10 protein-coding genes are annotated in these 14,786 nt (G+C 59.2%); 5 read left to right on the top strand and 5 right to left on the bottom strand.

Features of this window, described 5'->3' with window-relative positions:
- Nucleotides 1-7: 7 nt before the first annotated feature.
- The gene (locus FKG94_RS16485) at nucleotides 8-1,543 is read left to right on the top strand and encodes an AbgT family transporter (RefSeq protein ID WP_142905426.1); all 1,536 of its coding nucleotides are present in this window, start codon (nucleotides 8-10) and stop codon (nucleotides 1,541-1,543) included.
- A gap of 480 nt (nucleotides 1,544-2,023) precedes the next feature.
- On the opposite strand, the gene FKG94_RS16480 is transcribed toward FKG94_RS16485, so the two are convergent.
- The 4 genes from FKG94_RS16480 to FKG94_RS16465 all read right to left on the bottom strand — a co-directional run bounded on the left by FKG94_RS16480 (nucleotide 2,024) and on the right by FKG94_RS16465 (nucleotide 7,591).
- Complete coding sequence (locus tag FKG94_RS16480) at nucleotides 2,024-3,364, bottom strand: cellulose binding domain-containing protein (RefSeq protein ID WP_142905425.1); 1,341 nt, start codon at nucleotides 3,362-3,364, stop codon at nucleotides 2,024-2,026.
- A 106-nt stretch (nucleotides 3,365-3,470) separates the two neighbouring features.
- Nucleotides 3,471-6,350 (bottom strand): glycoside hydrolase family 48 protein, encoded by a 2,880-nt coding sequence (locus tag FKG94_RS16475; protein WP_142905424.1) that lies wholly within the window; start codon nucleotides 6,348-6,350, stop codon nucleotides 3,471-3,473.
- Between the two features lie 514 nt (nucleotides 6,351-6,864).
- Nucleotides 6,865-7,173 carry a hypothetical protein gene (locus tag FKG94_RS16470; protein WP_142905423.1) on the bottom strand — a complete coding sequence of 103 codons (309 nt, stop codon included), beginning with the start codon at nucleotides 7,171-7,173 and terminating at the stop codon, nucleotides 6,865-6,867.
- A gap of 112 nt (nucleotides 7,174-7,285) precedes the next feature.
- On the bottom strand, nucleotides 7,286-7,591 hold the full coding sequence (locus FKG94_RS16465) for a hypothetical protein (RefSeq protein ID WP_142905422.1): 306 nt from the start codon (nucleotides 7,589-7,591) through the stop codon (nucleotides 7,286-7,288).
- 524 nt (nucleotides 7,592-8,115) lie between these two features.
- Here FKG94_RS16465 and FKG94_RS16460 point away from each other — a divergent pair.
- From FKG94_RS16460 to FKG94_RS16450, 3 genes are all read left to right on the top strand, one after another.
- Nucleotides 8,116-8,811 carry an outer membrane beta-barrel protein gene (locus tag FKG94_RS16460; RefSeq protein WP_142905421.1) on the top strand — a complete coding sequence of 232 codons (696 nt, stop codon included), beginning with the start codon at nucleotides 8,116-8,118 and terminating at the stop codon, nucleotides 8,809-8,811.
- Between the two features lie 435 nt (nucleotides 8,812-9,246).
- Complete coding sequence (locus FKG94_RS16455; protein WP_142905420.1) at nucleotides 9,247-11,067, top strand: hypothetical protein; 1,821 nt, start codon at nucleotides 9,247-9,249, stop codon at nucleotides 11,065-11,067.
- The gene (locus FKG94_RS16450) at nucleotides 11,057-11,668 is read left to right on the top strand and encodes a hypothetical protein (RefSeq protein WP_142905419.1); all 612 of its coding nucleotides are present in this window, start codon (nucleotides 11,057-11,059) and stop codon (nucleotides 11,666-11,668) included. The genes FKG94_RS16455 and FKG94_RS16450 overlap by 11 nt, the downstream gene beginning before the upstream one ends.
- 101 nt (nucleotides 11,669-11,769) lie before the next feature.
- Here FKG94_RS16450 and FKG94_RS16445 read toward each other — a convergent pair whose 3' ends face one another.
- On the bottom strand, nucleotides 11,770-12,663 hold the full coding sequence (locus tag FKG94_RS16445; protein WP_142905418.1) for an NAD(P)-dependent oxidoreductase: 894 nt from the start codon (nucleotides 12,661-12,663) through the stop codon (nucleotides 11,770-11,772).
- A gap of 183 nt (nucleotides 12,664-12,846) precedes the next feature.
- On the opposite strand from FKG94_RS16445, the gene FKG94_RS16440 reads away from it, so the two are divergent.
- Nucleotides 12,847-14,751 (top strand): PhoX family protein, encoded by a 1,905-nt coding sequence (locus FKG94_RS16440; RefSeq protein ID WP_142905417.1) that lies wholly within the window; start codon nucleotides 12,847-12,849, stop codon nucleotides 14,749-14,751.
- Nucleotides 14,752-14,786: the final 35 nt, after the last annotated feature.

Below are 14,786 nucleotides of genomic sequence, written 5' to 3'. Positions count from 1 at the left end.
TCATCTAATGAATGATGGAAACAGTTGGGCAACCCGAGCCCTCGATAAGATAGAAGTAGTTGGCAATAAACTGCCTGATCCCGCCGTCATATTTCTTATTAGTCTGGTCGCTGTCTGGGTGCTCTCGGCCCTGCTGTCCAATTTCAGTTTCGATGCCATTGACCCCCGCACCGCGCAACCGGTGGTGGTCAATAACCTGCTCACCGGCGCCAATCTGGCCGATTTCCTCTCCCGCATGGTTACCATATTTACCAGCTTCGCGCCGCTTGGGGTGGTGCTGGTGGCGATGTTGGGGGTCGGGGTTGCCGAGCACTCGGGTTTTATCAATGCTGCCATCAAACGCATGCTCGACGCAACTCCCAAGTCGCTGTTGACACCGTCGATCATCCTGGTGGCGATCGTCAGTCACACCGCGACGGATGCCGGCTATGTGTTGGTGATTCCCCTCGCCGGGGTTATTTTTTATGCAATGGGCCGCCATCCCCTGGCCGGGATAGCGGCGGCGTTCGCCGGCGTCAGCGGCGGCTTCAGTGCTAACTTTGTGCCCTCGGCGATCGATCCGCTGTTGCAGAGTTTTACCCAGAGTGCGGCGCAGATCATCGACCCGGACATCCAGGTCAACCCGCTGAATAACTGGGCGTTTACCTCGGCATCGAGCATTTTGATCATCCTGCTGGGCTGGTACCTGACCGATAAGATCATCGAGCCGCGCCTGCAGCAAACCGTTGTCGACGGTGATCCTGACGCTATCCCCAAGTTTGACGATCTCGGCGATAAAGAGCGCAAGGCGCTGCGGGTATCGGTGGCGGTGATGCTGGCGGGCATAGTCGCGCTGGTGCTGATATTACTGCCGGAGACTTCGCCGTTGCGCGCGCCCGACGGTCAGCTCGCGTCTTTTTCCGCGCCGGTGATGCGCTCCATCGTGCCGCTGATCTTCCTGCTGTTTGTGCTGCCCGGCGTGGTTTACGGCTATATGGCCGGCACCTTCAAAACCAGCAAGGACGTGATCGATTCCATGACCAAGGCCATGCAGGGCATGAGTTACTACGTGGTGATGGCGTTTTTCTGCTCGCTGTTTATCGACGCTTTCGGCAAGTCGAACCTGGGCGCGCTGCTGGCGATCGAAGGCGCACAAGTGCTACGGGACTGGGCGCTGCCGAGTATGGTGACCATCGTCGGGCTGATTTTTCTGACCGCCTTCGTCAACCTGTTTGTCGGCTCGGCGTCCGCCAAATGGGCCCTGCTCGGACCGATTTTCGTCCCCATGCTGATGCAGTTGAACATCTCGCCGGACCTGACCCAGGCCGCCTACCGGCTGGGGGATTCGGCCTCCAATGTGGTGACCCCGCTGATGCCTTACTTCCCGCTGGTGGTGGTTTACTGCCAGCGCTATGTGAAGGGGACTGGTATAGGTACGGTAGTATCCTTGATGCTGCCTTACTCCATTGCCATATTACTGGCCTGGACGGTATTCCTGCTGATTTACTGGGGGCTCGGGTTGCCGCTGGGTATACAGTCGAGTTATGTATATCCGGCAACTTAGCGGATGCGGTTTTGCCAGTGTTTTGCAGAGGGATACGGTCTGCGGTGTTTTTTGCTCTCTAGCGTGTTTCTTTGGGGGCTGTTGCAGACGTTGTGCCATCCGGGCCGGTTCACGCCGGGGGTGACTGTGTTAGACCTTCCAATAACGGGACCTCTGCGGTCTGGAACTGCTTGCTACTACACCCCGCTTTTGGCATGTAATTCGAGAGTGGGGCCTAACACAGTCACCCCCGACGCAAACCTGGTGCAGTGCCACTGGATACCTTTCAATTTGCAGTGATCTGCCCAACCAGGGACGTGTCGGTGCAGGGTGTTTTTCAGCCCCACACTGGAACCTCGTACCAGCAGGGGGGTGTAGCAGCAAGCAGTGCCGGATCGTCGAGGTCCCGCTACCGGAAGGCTTAAAAATACCCTGCACCGGCGCGGCCCGTGCCGGGTGGCACTAACCGCATATAACTAAAGTCAGTGCCACCCCGGTCACTCAGTCACAGAGGTTGCCGGTCACGGCAGGCTGGGGTGCCGGCGCATTGGTTGTCCCCTTGTTGCCGTTGAAACCGAATTCCACGGTCTGGCCCGGATTGACCGTGCTGTTCCAGCTCACGGGTGTCGCCGTATAGGGATTATTGCCAGCCAGGCTCGCGTTCCACAGATTGCCGATACTGGAGCCGTCCGTGTAGGTCCAGCCGACAGACCAGCCGTTGACGGTGGTGGCACCGTTGTTGGTCAGGCGGATACTGGCGGTAAAGCCGGTGTTCCACTCGTTCAACAGAATATATTCACAACTGACACCACCGCTGCCCGCCACCTCGACAGTGGTGGTGGCCACCGCAGCCGCCTCGCCGTCGCTGACACTGACGCTGGCACTGTAGCTGCCCGGTGTCGTATAAGTGTGGCTGGCCGTGACCCCGGTGGCGCCGTTGCCGTCGCCGAAATCCCAGCTGTAAGTGAGCGGATCACCATCCGGATCGCGGGAGGCGGCGGCGCTGAAGCTGACAGCCAAAGGTGCGGCACCGGCGCCTGGGGTGGCGCTGATGGCGGCCTGGGGCGGTCGGTTGCCGGTCGGTGGCTCTGAGTTGACCGCAAAGGAAAAAGCGTTGAGTTGCAGGCCGGCGCCGCCCTGCCAGACTTCGAAGCCGGCTTCCATATCCATCAGATACCAGTTCGGGTCGATATAACCCCGCGCCCGGGCATCGTCGATAAAAGGTTTGAGATCGAGGGCGGCGGAACTCGCAGGGACCTGGCGCCGGTAGGTGACGAAGTTCCAGCCGGGGCTGTCGGTAAACCAGACCTCCCAGGTGGCGCCCGCCAGGGACACCGTGCCGGTAAACGAGCCGCCCGGTTGCACGCCGCCGTTATGGTCCAGCCACAACATCAACTCGGCGCCGTCGGGAGGGCCCGGAATGGCGTTGGTTTTGAACCAGGCCTCGGCGGTCGCATTCCAGGTATCGCCGCTGATGGTATTGAAACTCCAGCTCAACATGGCGTCGTTGACGTCGCTGACCCGCACCGGCATGCCGCTGTCCGGGGTACAGTCCTCCCAGTGGCAGCCTTTGAAGATGGAGGGGTAGGCCGCGGGCAGGCCGCCGAAGTTGCTGTGGTTGGCGCTGTCGATTTTAAAACCGGTGGTGCCGACCGGACTGATGCACTGGGCGGTGTCGGCGCCCCAGATATTGTTCTGCAGCGTATATTCGCCGCCGGCGACGCTGAGTGTGCCCCACTTTGCGCAGATCTGGCCGCCGGTCTGGGCACCGCAGGCAGCTGCCACCACCCACAGTAGCAGGGCCGTTGCCGGGCCGGTTAAGTGTCTCGGGTGATTGTTCATCGGTTGACCTCATGGTTGGGTTGGGAGCCCGGCCGGTGGCGTTATAACACTGTCCGGGCTCGTGATTGAATCGCCTGCCGATTGAGTAGCAGGCCGTTACTGACCGCTAGTTACAGACTGCGCCGGTTACCGCCGGTACCGGTGCCGGGGTGTCGGCGCTTCCCTTGACGCCGTTGAAACCGAACTCCACGGTCTGGCCCGGGTTGATGGTGCTGTTCCAGCTCACGGGTGCCGCCGTGTAGGGATTGCCGCCGCTGACAACGGCATTCCAGACCTGGCTCACCTGCGAACCCTCGCTGTACTGCCAGCCCACCTGCCAGCCATTGACGGCGGTGGCGCCGTTGTTGGTCAGGCGGATAACTGCGGTAAAGCCGGTGTTCCACTGGTTTTGTACGACGTAGTCGCAACTGACACCGGTCGGTGCGGCCGTGACAGTGATTGCCAGACTGGTGCTATCGGTGAATTCGCCATCGCCGACGGTCAGCACAGCGGTGTAGTTACCCGCTCCGGTGTAGGTATGGCTGGGGCTGATGCCGGTGCCGCTGTTGCCGTCGCCAAAGTCCCAACTGTAGGTGAGCGGATCGTTGTCCGGATCGCTGGAGGCGGCAGCGCTGAAGTTCACCGCCAGCGGTGCGTCTCCGGTGTCGGGATCGGCCGTTGCCTGTGCCACCGGTGGCCGGTTGATGGCGGGGTCGGTAACGGTGATCGACACGGTGGCGGGCGCGGAGGTGAGGTTTTCGTCGTCGGTCACGGTGAAGGTGAAGGCATCGCTGCCGCTAAAGCCGCCGGCGGGAGTATAGGTGACCGTGGCGCCGGTGCCGGTGACGCTGCCATTGGCGGGCTGGGTGTAGTTATAGCTGACGATCGAACCGTTGCTGTCGGTGCCCGCCAGGGTGACGGCGACGGGGGTGTCGACCGCGGTGCTGACCGCCTGCGGTTGAGCCAGCGGCGGGCAGTCGGTCTGGCACACCACCGGAAACAGATCGGCAAACAACGCATTGGCGGTGGCCACTTCCACCTGTGCCCAGTAGCGGTGGTAGACAAAGGCCGGGTCGCGACCCTCGGCCGCCGCATTCAGTACTTCCTGGTAGCCGGGGTCACTCTGGTAGAAAGGCCGCATGCCGATAAAGGTGGTGCCCTCACCGAGAGCGGCGCCTACCGCATTGGTACCGGTCCACCCCGGCGGGAAGTACACGGGATCATTGACCCGGCTATAGTCGCCGCGGGTTTCCAGTGTGGCGACACCCTTGGCGGTGCGGTGGTTGGTCCAAAAACGGTCGAGTATGGTCTGGGCGGCATCGCGGGCGCCCACATGCACTGCGCCCTGGTGCAACTGCTCTGCGGCGGCGTAGTACATCAACGTCTTGGCAAGGCTGTGAGCCACGCCCACATCCTGGTTTTGGGTGATTACCTCTACGTGTAAATCGTTATTCGGTTGCGGGTTGGCGGGATTCCAGGCTGCCGGCAGGCCGGTGAAGGCCAGTTCCGCCGCCAGCTTGACATCATTGTCGCTGAAATCCAGCACCGCCTTGCCCACCGCCGGGGAGGGCGCCAATACCCAGCCGATCCACTTGTCCAGGATGGCTTTGGTGCGGGGCTCGCCGGTCAGGTAATAGTACTCGGCCAACCTTTCGGTGCCCCAGGCCTGCCAGCCGAACCAGGTGCCGGAGCCGGGATCGGCGTAGACCGGGTTCGGGGTGTAGACCATGCCGTAGAAGGTGCGGTTGTGGGGGTAGGTATCGTAAGTGCCGTTCCAACTATTGGTGGCGCCGCCGGAGAATGCACCCTCCGCCGATTGGGTCCATTGAAAGAACTGCAGCGAGCGCTCCAACCCGGTTTCCCAGTCGCGGCGGGCGCCGGGGGTGGCGGGGATCAGCTCGGGTACCTGTGACAGCGCATAGGCGGCCATCGGGTTCTGGTAGGCGAAGTGCACGTGACTCGAACCTATGCGCCAGGCCCAGCCCTGGGGAACCAGCGGGCCGCCCCAGGAGTAGAACCATGACATCAGATAATGGGCGGAGTCGTAACCGCTGCCGGCGCCGCCGCTTTCACTCTGGGCGCCCAGGGTCTTGAAGTATTTGTCGAACATGGCCAGGCGCAGGTAGTCACCCATTTTTGCGGCTTTTGCCATCAGGCCCGGCGCCACCTGTTCCGGGTCTTTGCCCTGCGCTTTCATCCACTGCAGCGCCCAGTACATGACCTGCACCACGCGGGCGTCGGCATCCGGCGCATTGGTGTAGCGCCACTGCTGCGCCGGCGCCTGTTGTTCCTGTACGAACAAGTCCAGAAAGCCGGTCTGGCCGCCCCAGGAGAAATCGTCCCAGGAGGGGTGGGGCACCGTCTCCCACACCGATTCCTGTTCGCCGCGCTGGAAGGTGTTGATATAGGAGGGGGTGCTGACGCCGTCGCCGAGGTTGCCGTAGCCGTAGACGTTATCCAGGTCCAGCAACCAGTGCATGCCGTAGATTTCCCAGGTGCCGTACTCTTGTGCCAGCGCCTGGGATATGGGGTCATTGCCGACGGCGGCGCTGGCGGTCAGCGGCAGTGGATAACTCGACGGCAGCGGGCCCTCCGGTACATAGGTGGCCGGTGCCGCCGGATTGTAGCCGTCGGCGGTGGGTTGCATCTGGGTGGTGGGAATAATCTGCGTTTCGATAATGTTCCAGGCGTCGGCCAGGGGCTGCCAGTCGCCGGTCAGTTTACCGTGCAGAGCTTCGAGCCAGAGAATATAGGAGTAGGCTTCGGAGGTGGACTGGTGACCGTGATCCGGTGCTTCGACGATAAATGTTTCAATGGCGTGGTAGGGACCGCCATCGGCGCTGAGGTAGCCGTTGGCCGGATCATATATTTCATTGCGAATTTCAGTAAAACGGTTTTCGTAAAGCTCCGCTGCTGAGGCCGATGTGAGGACGCCGGCGACAATCAGCGCCAGACCGAGCCGGGTCGTCCGCCGACCGATTGCGTGTAATAAGTGTTTGGGTTGCATGGTTGTCTGTCTCCAGGGGATAGGCGGGGAGCCGTCGGGAAACAGGCGAGCTGTCGCTCCGACAGTTTGGCGGCGCGGTGTTGGTCCGGCCGTCAGCCGGCATAAAATATGGAGCAGTTGCAGGCGGGCTTCGACTTTGTTGACGACTATTTTGGTATCGCCGGCAGATTTACCGGTTTTTGAACTTTTATCGCGTGCAGATGAACCCGGCTGGCGCCTGCCACATTGTGGCGGTTGGTTGGGACGCCGCGGGCGGTGAATCGGCAAATGTAAAAAAGTGTTCCTGCTTGCTAAGCCGGTGCTGTTGCTGTGGGCTTGTTACTGCGGTGTAGATACTGTGTTGTCTTTATTACGGATTTGTTTAACGCTTTGCGACTACACCTTGTAATTACAGTCTGAAGATTGTCGCCTTATGACGAGGGTATTGTGGCAACGACATTGTGACGCCCGGGTGATGGCGGTCACAATGTCGCGGCCTGCGGGGTGTGGTAAAGCATTGCAATGGCACAAGAGACTACTCCCGGTAAGTTCCCTGTGCTGTTCGGCGGGTGGCATCGCTGCCCAGGGCTCCGGCGCTCTGGTGCGCGGCTCTGTCCCACTGCTCCTGGGTACCGCAGACCCTCTGTGCCATCCGCGAGCCGGTTCGCGTCATTCTTTTGCAAATCTGTTTTTCGCTTTTTTCGGCCGCTGCCCGCTTGGACTCGGCGGCGCTGGTGTCGGCATTGGCGGCAGCGACCTTGGCCTCGGGTGCGGGCGTGTTGCCGGCGCATGCGCTCAGGGCGAAGCTGCTTGCCAGGATGATGTAAAAAAATGTTTTGTTCATTCGGTGTGCCTCCTTGTATTCCGGTGGAAGAGGCCCACTGTGACGCCGGGCGGCGGCGATCACAATGTCCTTACTTGTGGGGTGCGATAATCTGTCGCAATGGCAAAAGGGATTACTCTTCGTAACCCCCTTGTGCCGATTTGCGGGTGACGCCGCGCAGGGCCTCCGCGCTATCGCGGGCGGCTCTGTCCCATTGTTCCTGGGTACCGCAGACCTTTTTCCCCAGCCGCGAACCGGTTGGCGCCATTCTTTTGCAAATCCGCTTGCTTCTTTTTGGAGCCGCCGCCTGCTTGGGCTCGGCTGCACTGGTTTCGGCAGTGGCGGCAGCAGTCTTGGTCTCGGGGGCGGGCGTGTTGCCGGCGCAGGCGCCCAGGGTGAAGGTGCTTGCCAGGATAATGTAAAAAAGTGTTTTATTCATTCGGTGTGCCTCCTTGTATTCCGGTGAAAGGGTGCCCTATTGTGACAGACTTTTGCGGTGTAAATAAAACCCGCTTGTCTGAGACGTTCGGTAAAGGTTTCCCCTCAGTGGTTGGATTATCCAACTTCCTGCGCCTGTGTCATTATGTCTCAGCAATACGTCGATTGTAGTAATGTGAATACTCACTAAGATATAATGGCGATCGCGCCCGGACAGCCGTGAATAGCCTGTGATCGCTGTACCGGCGGTCGGTATGAAAAGCCGAGGCGGCCGAGGCGAAAGTCCACTGGGAAAGTCCAGGGCAAAAGCGTGTTGCGAAAGCCCGTCAAGAAAGTCTATTGCAAAAGCTCGCCGTGGAAGGTCTTGATACAAGATCGTTGTGACAGGACGTCGTAAAAGAACATTGTGACAGAACCTTGCAAGTTTCAATCGCAACACTAATTTTTGGCGTTTTAGCGCGGGTGCGGATTGCCGTTATCAGATGTATCTCAGTTTTCCCGAACCGGGTTTTAAGGATGTAGATTGTGAAACCACTTCCCCTGATTTTTTTATCGACTTGGCTGGCCGTTGCCACCGCCACAACCGCGCAACCTAACGCCGATACCGACGCGTTCGGTGTGCGTTATCTACAGGTGATGTTAGGTACCTTGGATACGAGCGAGGCCTGGACCATCTCCGACAGTGCCGGTGACATCGTCAGCACCGACTGGAACGAACTGATTTACGGCGGCGTGGCGGTGCAACTGAGCAGCAACGGCGGCCGCCTGCAATACGGCCTGGAAACCAGCGGACTGATTTCCTTTCAAACCGATGCCAGTGTCTTTGGCCGCTCCGACGAAGACGGCTTGGAGGCAGAGATAGAAGTTGACAACGAGTTTTTGCTGCTGGATTTTGCGCTCGGCGGTTTTGTCAGTTACCGGCCCTGGCCGGGTTTCAGGGTTTACGCCTCCGCCGGACCGGCGGTGATGTTCGGCACCATGTCCATCGACGATGGCGATGTGGAGGGCAACCGCGATGATATCGACTTTGACCCAGATGGCCGCGAAACTGATGTCGATGCGGGCCTCTATGCCCGGGTGGGTTTCGATATTATTCTCAGCAATGGTTTTATTGTCGGCGCCAATGCGCGCCGGGTCGAGGGCGAGCTGGATTTCAAAGACTCGGGTGTCGTGGATTTGGATGAAATACAGTACTTCCTGACGCTGGGGTTGTCTTTTTAAGTCCGGCACGCAGGCCAGTTCCGCCGTTTGATCCGGTGGACAAATTTTCTGGCTGGGCTAAGCTAGGGCCTGTTAACAGGCCCTAGTGCTCTGACCAGGAAATCTTTTCACCCCAAAACGGGTTTTGGTCCCCTTAACCAGCCCGGCCTCAATCCGGGTATAGCCCTTCGGGACACGCCGCCAGTACATCCCTGTAGGCTCTGCGCCAGCATCCCTGCCGGCGAAGGTCCCGAAGGGCTATACCCGGATCGAGACCTAAGTGCCACCGAATGAAATCATTTTCTGGTCGAAACACTAGGTGCACATTCACACCGCTGTGGCAAGACCCGGAACCCGGTTAATCAAGTAACGTAACCGGGTTGTTGAAGCGGTGCGGCGAAAGCGGCGCAAATAATAACAACCATTATGAATACTAAGGAAAGTTTCCCCCCCGCGATGACATGGCGGGCTCTCGGTTGTCTGATATTATCGGGTTTAGTCCTGTGGTCACCTGTCGCCGCCGCCCACTGGGCGGAAGACCTGGCCTCACTGATTTCCGGCGCCGGCAAAGGCGCCTCCAAAAGCCTGCAGAGAGCGGATAGCCTCAGGGCCGTTTTGGAAGGCGGTGAAACAGCCCTCGGCGGCGCCCGGATTCTCTACCGCGACGGTCCGACTATACACCTGCGCAGCGGCGACCGGGTTCTCGACATTGATATTGAAACCGTCAATACCCGGGGGTGGGGTACGCTGCAGCCGATTTTCGCCGCTGCCTCCCCGATTGTCTTGCTTCAGGAACACCTGCCTTTTTTTAAACCGGTGATAAAGCAATTGCTGGCTGACGGCGTATCGGTGCATGTTTTCAGGTCAGACAACACCCTGGGAAGAGTGGTGGCAAACAGGGCCGGACCGGGAACTGCCATTGCCGTGGAATACTTTCCCCGGGTATTCGTCGACATCGGGTCGGGGCGCGGCGGTGACTTCGAATGGACAATAAACCGGACCATGAGTGCCGACAGGACGCGAGTGATATCGCTGTTTCATGATGACGATGTGTATGTAAACCGCGATCTGGATACCAGACTCGGTAAACGACACCTTTCCACCCGCCGACTTTCCGAGCAGGAAATCTTGGCGTCTGTTGCCGAAGAACGCAGAAAGTACCTGTTTGTGGTCGGCCATATAGAAGGCAGTCGTTTTGTTACCCGGGATGCTGCGGGAAACCTGGTCAAGAGTGTCGCTATCGCCGATCTGGAAAATATTGCTGCGCGCAGCCAATCGGAGCTTATGTTGCTCGGCTGCACCAGCGGGCGGGTGTCGGCGTCCACCGGATACCTGGATGATGTCAATGCCGCGGCGGTATCGCGGGGTCTACAGGCGGCTATACAACAGCGGTCGATGGGCATGGCGTTATCCGCTCTGGCCCGCGCCAGCGGCGATATGTATTACGTGCCGAGGAAACTGGCGGTGGCGACCGATACCCGAATTTTCATCGAGCGGGTGGCGATCAAGGGCTCCGCACTGCTGAAGGACGGTGCCGGTGCGTCGGTGGTGGCGTCGGTACGGCTGAAGCTTTTGAACAGAAAGATAGCGGAGGAAATGGATGAGCGGTTAGTGTTCTTTATTCCGGTTGGCGTCCAGAAGCTTTACTTGGTCAGTTTTATGATGTCGCTGTTTTATTTTATTGCTCTGGTGCCGTTTTTGAACTACCGGGATGCGTTTGTCGATATCTCCGACAGAAACCGCGGGTTTGCCGCGGTGGTATGGGTATTTCGCGCTCTGGCCTTTCTCGCGATTGCCACGCCGCTGGCCACAGCGGTGATTTTTGCGGTTATTATAGGCGCCTTTTTGCCCCTGGTTGCTTCAATTGCCTGCCTGCCGACTGCGATAATGGTTGCTGTTATTGCCAGGAGGTCGGTACCCGTCAGATTTACGTTTTACAGTGACATCACCGATGTGTGGCTGACAACTTTTCAGATTGCCTGTTGGCACCTGCCGGTGTTTGCGGCCTTCTTAGTGATTAAGAACTACCTGAGTTACGACTACGACTGGCTGAATGTGTTTTATCTCGGGTTGTTGATACTCTATTATTGGGCTGTAGTAAAGTTTTTGCAGTGGCGTGAACGGCGCGAAGGAAACTGGTTTGCCGACTACTTTTCCCGATGTTTTTTGTTTCCCTTGAAGGTCGTCGACTATTGCGTGGTCGGCCTGCTCGGCTTGTTCTTCCATAGGTATCAGTATAAAAACTATCAGTACAAGGATAAAAAGCGTGCAGTCTGAAAATGAAACACTACCGGGTTTCGATGCCATCGTTAATTACCTGGCACACTGTCACCGCGCTGTTCTCGATACATTGAATCTCAACTATCCGGGCTCGCAACCCTCCCTGGCCCCGGGCAAGCGACTCGGTGCCGTTGCCGAGCCCGATACCGCGATGCTGATGGAGCTGGCGGCGCAGACCATGGCGCTGGCAAGAACCGATATGGCGGGGCTGGTGGCGCTGGTGGGCGGGCGTTTGCGCTATGCCAACAGAATTCGACTGGCCGGTGGTGTAGTGTCCGCGGCTTCCTCGGCGGGGCTGTTGGCGGTGATTACCCAGGGACTCTCCCATGCGGCGCTGTACATGGCGCTGCTGGCATTTCTGGGGTCGGTGAGTGTGTTGGTGGCCCAGCATTACGAAAACTCCTCGGCCGGCGGCAGTTCGCTCAATGCCATTCAGATGCGACTTGGCAATCTGCAGCGTGAGTTGGCGGAACTCGAAGGCCAGTATCGCCTGATTGAAGTAACGAATGATTATAGCCAGCTGCACGATACTGTTAAAAGGTTGAACAAAGTGGCTGCCGGGTTAAGTGAGATTCTGGTTATTTACCCCGCTGAGTAGTTTGACTACATTTACACAAACTGCCGTGCGGGCTGCGGCCTGCAACCCGGTGAGCCTTTGCAGCGGTGAGATGCCGCCGGCGCCTCCCGGGTGCCGAGGTTTTACTCTTCGTCGCTGTGGTTGCGAATTTTCTCCAACACCGTGAGCAGGCTCGAGGTGTCCCAGCGGCCGCCACCCAGTGATTGCACTGCGCCGTAAAACTGATCCACCAACGCCGTCACCGGCAGGTGCGCACCGACACGGCGGCTCTCGTCCAGCACCAGTCCCAGGTCTTTGCGCATCCAGTCGACGGCAAAACCAAAATCGAATTTACCCTCGATCATCGTGGCCGCGCGGTTATCCATCTGCCAGGACTGGGCCGCGCCTTTGGCGATAACGTCGATCACATCGGTGGCATCAAGGCCGGCGGCGCGGGCGAAATGGATGCCCTCGGCCAGTCCCTGCAGCGTGCCCGCCAGGCAGATTTGGTTGACCATCTTGGTGAGTTGGCCGTAGCCGACAGGCCCCAGTAGTCTGTGCATCTTGGCATAGCAGTTGAGCAGCGGGACGATTTTTTCGTAAGGTCCCGCCGCCCCCCCCAGCATCACGGTAAGGGCGCCGTTTTCGGCACCGGCCTGGCCGCCCGAGACAGGTGCGTCCAGATAGCTTACACATTTTTCGGCGGCGGCGGCCGACAGTTCGCGGGCAACCTCAGCAGAGGTGGTGGTGTGATCAACGAAGATGGCGCCGTCCCGCAGGGTACCGAAAGCCCCCTCGATGCCGCTGGTGACCTGGCGCAGGTCGTCGTCATTGCCGACACAGGCAAATACCACATCGGCGGCCTTGGCTGCCGCAGCCGGTGTAGCCTCCAGGGTGCCGCCGTGTTCGGCCACCCACTGTTCGGCCCTGGCCGTCGTGCGGTTGTAGACGGTAACCTGATGCCCGGCCTTGGCGAGGTGTCCCGCCATCGGGTATCCCATCACCCCGAGTCCGATAAATGCAACCTCGCTACTCATTGTCTGTCCTCATTTTTCTGTCCTCATCGAAAGTGCGGCGCCGCCCTCTTTTGGGGCGACTACAACGCTGATTGTACCGGCTGCGCCAAAGGTGGTACGCCGTCACATATCGTACATGTAGGTGAAATATACGCTTGGTAAAGTCCAGAGCTGCGTGTATTGCCTAGCCTGGAGCATAAGTATATGAGTGATGACCACGATAATGAAATCTGTAATAAAACCGACAATCGCCCGTTTGCCGATATTCTGGATGCCGCCACTTCCAGAAGAAAGGTACTGGCCGGCGGCCTCGGTCTGGCAGCGACCGGTTTCTTTGCCTCGAACACGGTATTGGCCGGGGGCTGGGGAGAGAGCGAGCACCGGGAAGGCTTTCGAAGGCATAGAAAGTTGATTGATTTTGAACCGGTGGCGGTAGCCGACGGCAACGGACCCTGGCCCACTATCTCTGCGGACTACGAGTACCAGGTACTGATTCCCTGGGGCGACCCTCTGGAGCCCGGCGGCCCCGAGTTCAACTATCCGCCCAATGCCGACGACCAAACCAAGCAGATCGGCATCGGCCACGACGGTATGCACTATTTTCCCATCGACCGTTTCAGGGGCTATCGCGACGATGACTGGGATGACGATCGGCATCCCTTTCGCCGCTATCGCTGGCGCCGCGGCAACTGGCACGGTATGTTGGTGATCAACCACGAGTTCGGCACCAACCCACATGTCCTCGGCAAACAGAGCCCGGAGTCCCTGGAAGATGTGCGGGTATCCCAGCACGCCCACGGCGTTTCCGTGGTCGAAATCAAAAAGTCCAGGGGCGTCTGGAGAACCGTCAAAAGCCACAATGCCCGGCGTATTCATGTCAATACGCCGGTCACGTTCAGCGGTCCGGTGGCCGGCCATCCGCTGTTGCAGACACCCAATGGCAATATCCCGCTGGGTACCGTCAATAATTGTTCCAATGGGCATACGCCCTGGGGTACTTACCTGACCTGCGAAGAGAACTTCAATGGTTATTTCGGCGCCACCAACCGGGATACGGTTTGGATGCCCACCGCGGCGCAGGAGCGCTACGGTTTCAGTGAAACCGGCTTTGGCTACGGTTGGTACAATTTTGATCGCCGCTTCGATCTGTCCGACGTCGATTATGTCAATGAAGAAAACCGCTTTGGCTGGGTCGTTGAAATCGATCCGATGGATGCCACGCAAAAGCCGGTCAAGCGCACGGCGCTGGGGCGCTTCAAGCACGAGGGCGTCGCCCTGACGATCGGCCAGGGCCGCCGCGCAGTTGCCTATATGGGTGACGATCAGCGCTTTGATTACATTTATAAGTTTGTATCAGCGGACGATTACCGGCATATGTTGCACCAGGGCGAGAGCCCGCTCGATCGGGGCCAGTTGTTCGTGGCCCGCTTCAACGACGACGGCAGCGGTGAATGGCTGGAGTTGACCATCGATAACCCGCAGCTGGCCGCGGCATTCAATGACCAGGCGGAAGTACTGACCTATGCGCGCATGGCGGCGGATATTCTCGGCGCCACGCCCATGGATCGCCCGGAGTGGACGACGGTGGCGCCCAATGGTGACGTCTACTGTACGCTCACCAACAACAGCCGCCGCACCGAGGCCAATGCCGCCAACCCGCTGGCACCCAACCCCGACGGTCATATCATCAAGTGGCGCGACAGCGATAAACATACGGGACTCACTTTTGAGTGGGAGATTTTCCTGATCGCCGCCGACACCCACGGTACCGAAGACACGTTCAGTGATCCCGACGGTCTCTGGGCCGACCCTGCCGGCCGGCTGTTTATCCAGACTGACGGCGGGCAGAAGGACGGTCTGAACAACCAGATGCTGGTGGCCGACACCCGCACTGGTGAGTTGCGCCGCCTGTTTACAGGGGTCGCCGGCGATGAGATTACCGGTATTACGGTAACCCCGGATCGGCGTACCATGTTTATCAACACCCAGCATCCGGGCAACGGCGATCCCAGTGTCACCAACTTCCCGGCGCCTTTGGATGGCGTGACTGTGCCGCGGGATGCGACGTTTGTGATTACCCGAAAGGACGGCGGGATTATCGGTTCCTAGAACCGGCGGCATCTGCCGTCGCCCGAATCCCGCCT

The sequence above is a fragment of the Exilibacterium tricleocarpae genome (assembly GCF_007004655.1).
GTDB lineage: Bacteria > Pseudomonadota > Gammaproteobacteria > Pseudomonadales > Cellvibrionaceae > Exilibacterium > Exilibacterium tricleocarpae.
Note: the sequence above shows the minus strand (reverse complement) of the source record. Positions and strands in the feature narration are given on the sequence as shown.

What these genes read in the sequence shown, in the direction of transcription:
- FKG94_RS16440 (WP_142905417.1), top strand. Translation starts at nt 12,847, where the DNA reads ATGAGTGATGACCACGATAATGAAATCTGTAATAAAACCGACAATCGC.
- FKG94_RS16470 (WP_142905423.1), bottom strand. Translation starts at nt 7,173, where the DNA reads ATGAACAAAACATTTTTTTACATCATCCTGGCAAGCAGCTTCGCCCTG.
- FKG94_RS16485 (WP_142905426.1), top strand. Translation starts at nt 8, where the DNA reads ATGAATGATGGAAACAGTTGGGCAACCCGAGCCCTCGATAAGATAGAA.
- FKG94_RS16475 (WP_142905424.1), bottom strand. Translation starts at nt 6,350, where the DNA reads ATGCAACCCAAACACTTATTACACGCAATCGGTCGGCGGACGACCCGG.
- FKG94_RS16480 (WP_142905425.1), bottom strand. Translation starts at nt 3,364, where the DNA reads ATGAACAATCACCCGAGACACTTAACCGGCCCGGCAACGGCCCTGCTA.
- FKG94_RS16455 (WP_142905420.1), top strand. Translation starts at nt 9,247, where the DNA reads ATGACATGGCGGGCTCTCGGTTGTCTGATATTATCGGGTTTAGTCCTG.
- FKG94_RS16445 (WP_142905418.1), bottom strand. Translation starts at nt 12,663, where the DNA reads ATGAGTAGCGAGGTTGCATTTATCGGACTCGGGGTGATGGGATACCCG.
- FKG94_RS16465 (WP_142905422.1), bottom strand. Translation starts at nt 7,591, where the DNA reads ATGAATAAAACACTTTTTTACATTATCCTGGCAAGCACCTTCACCCTG.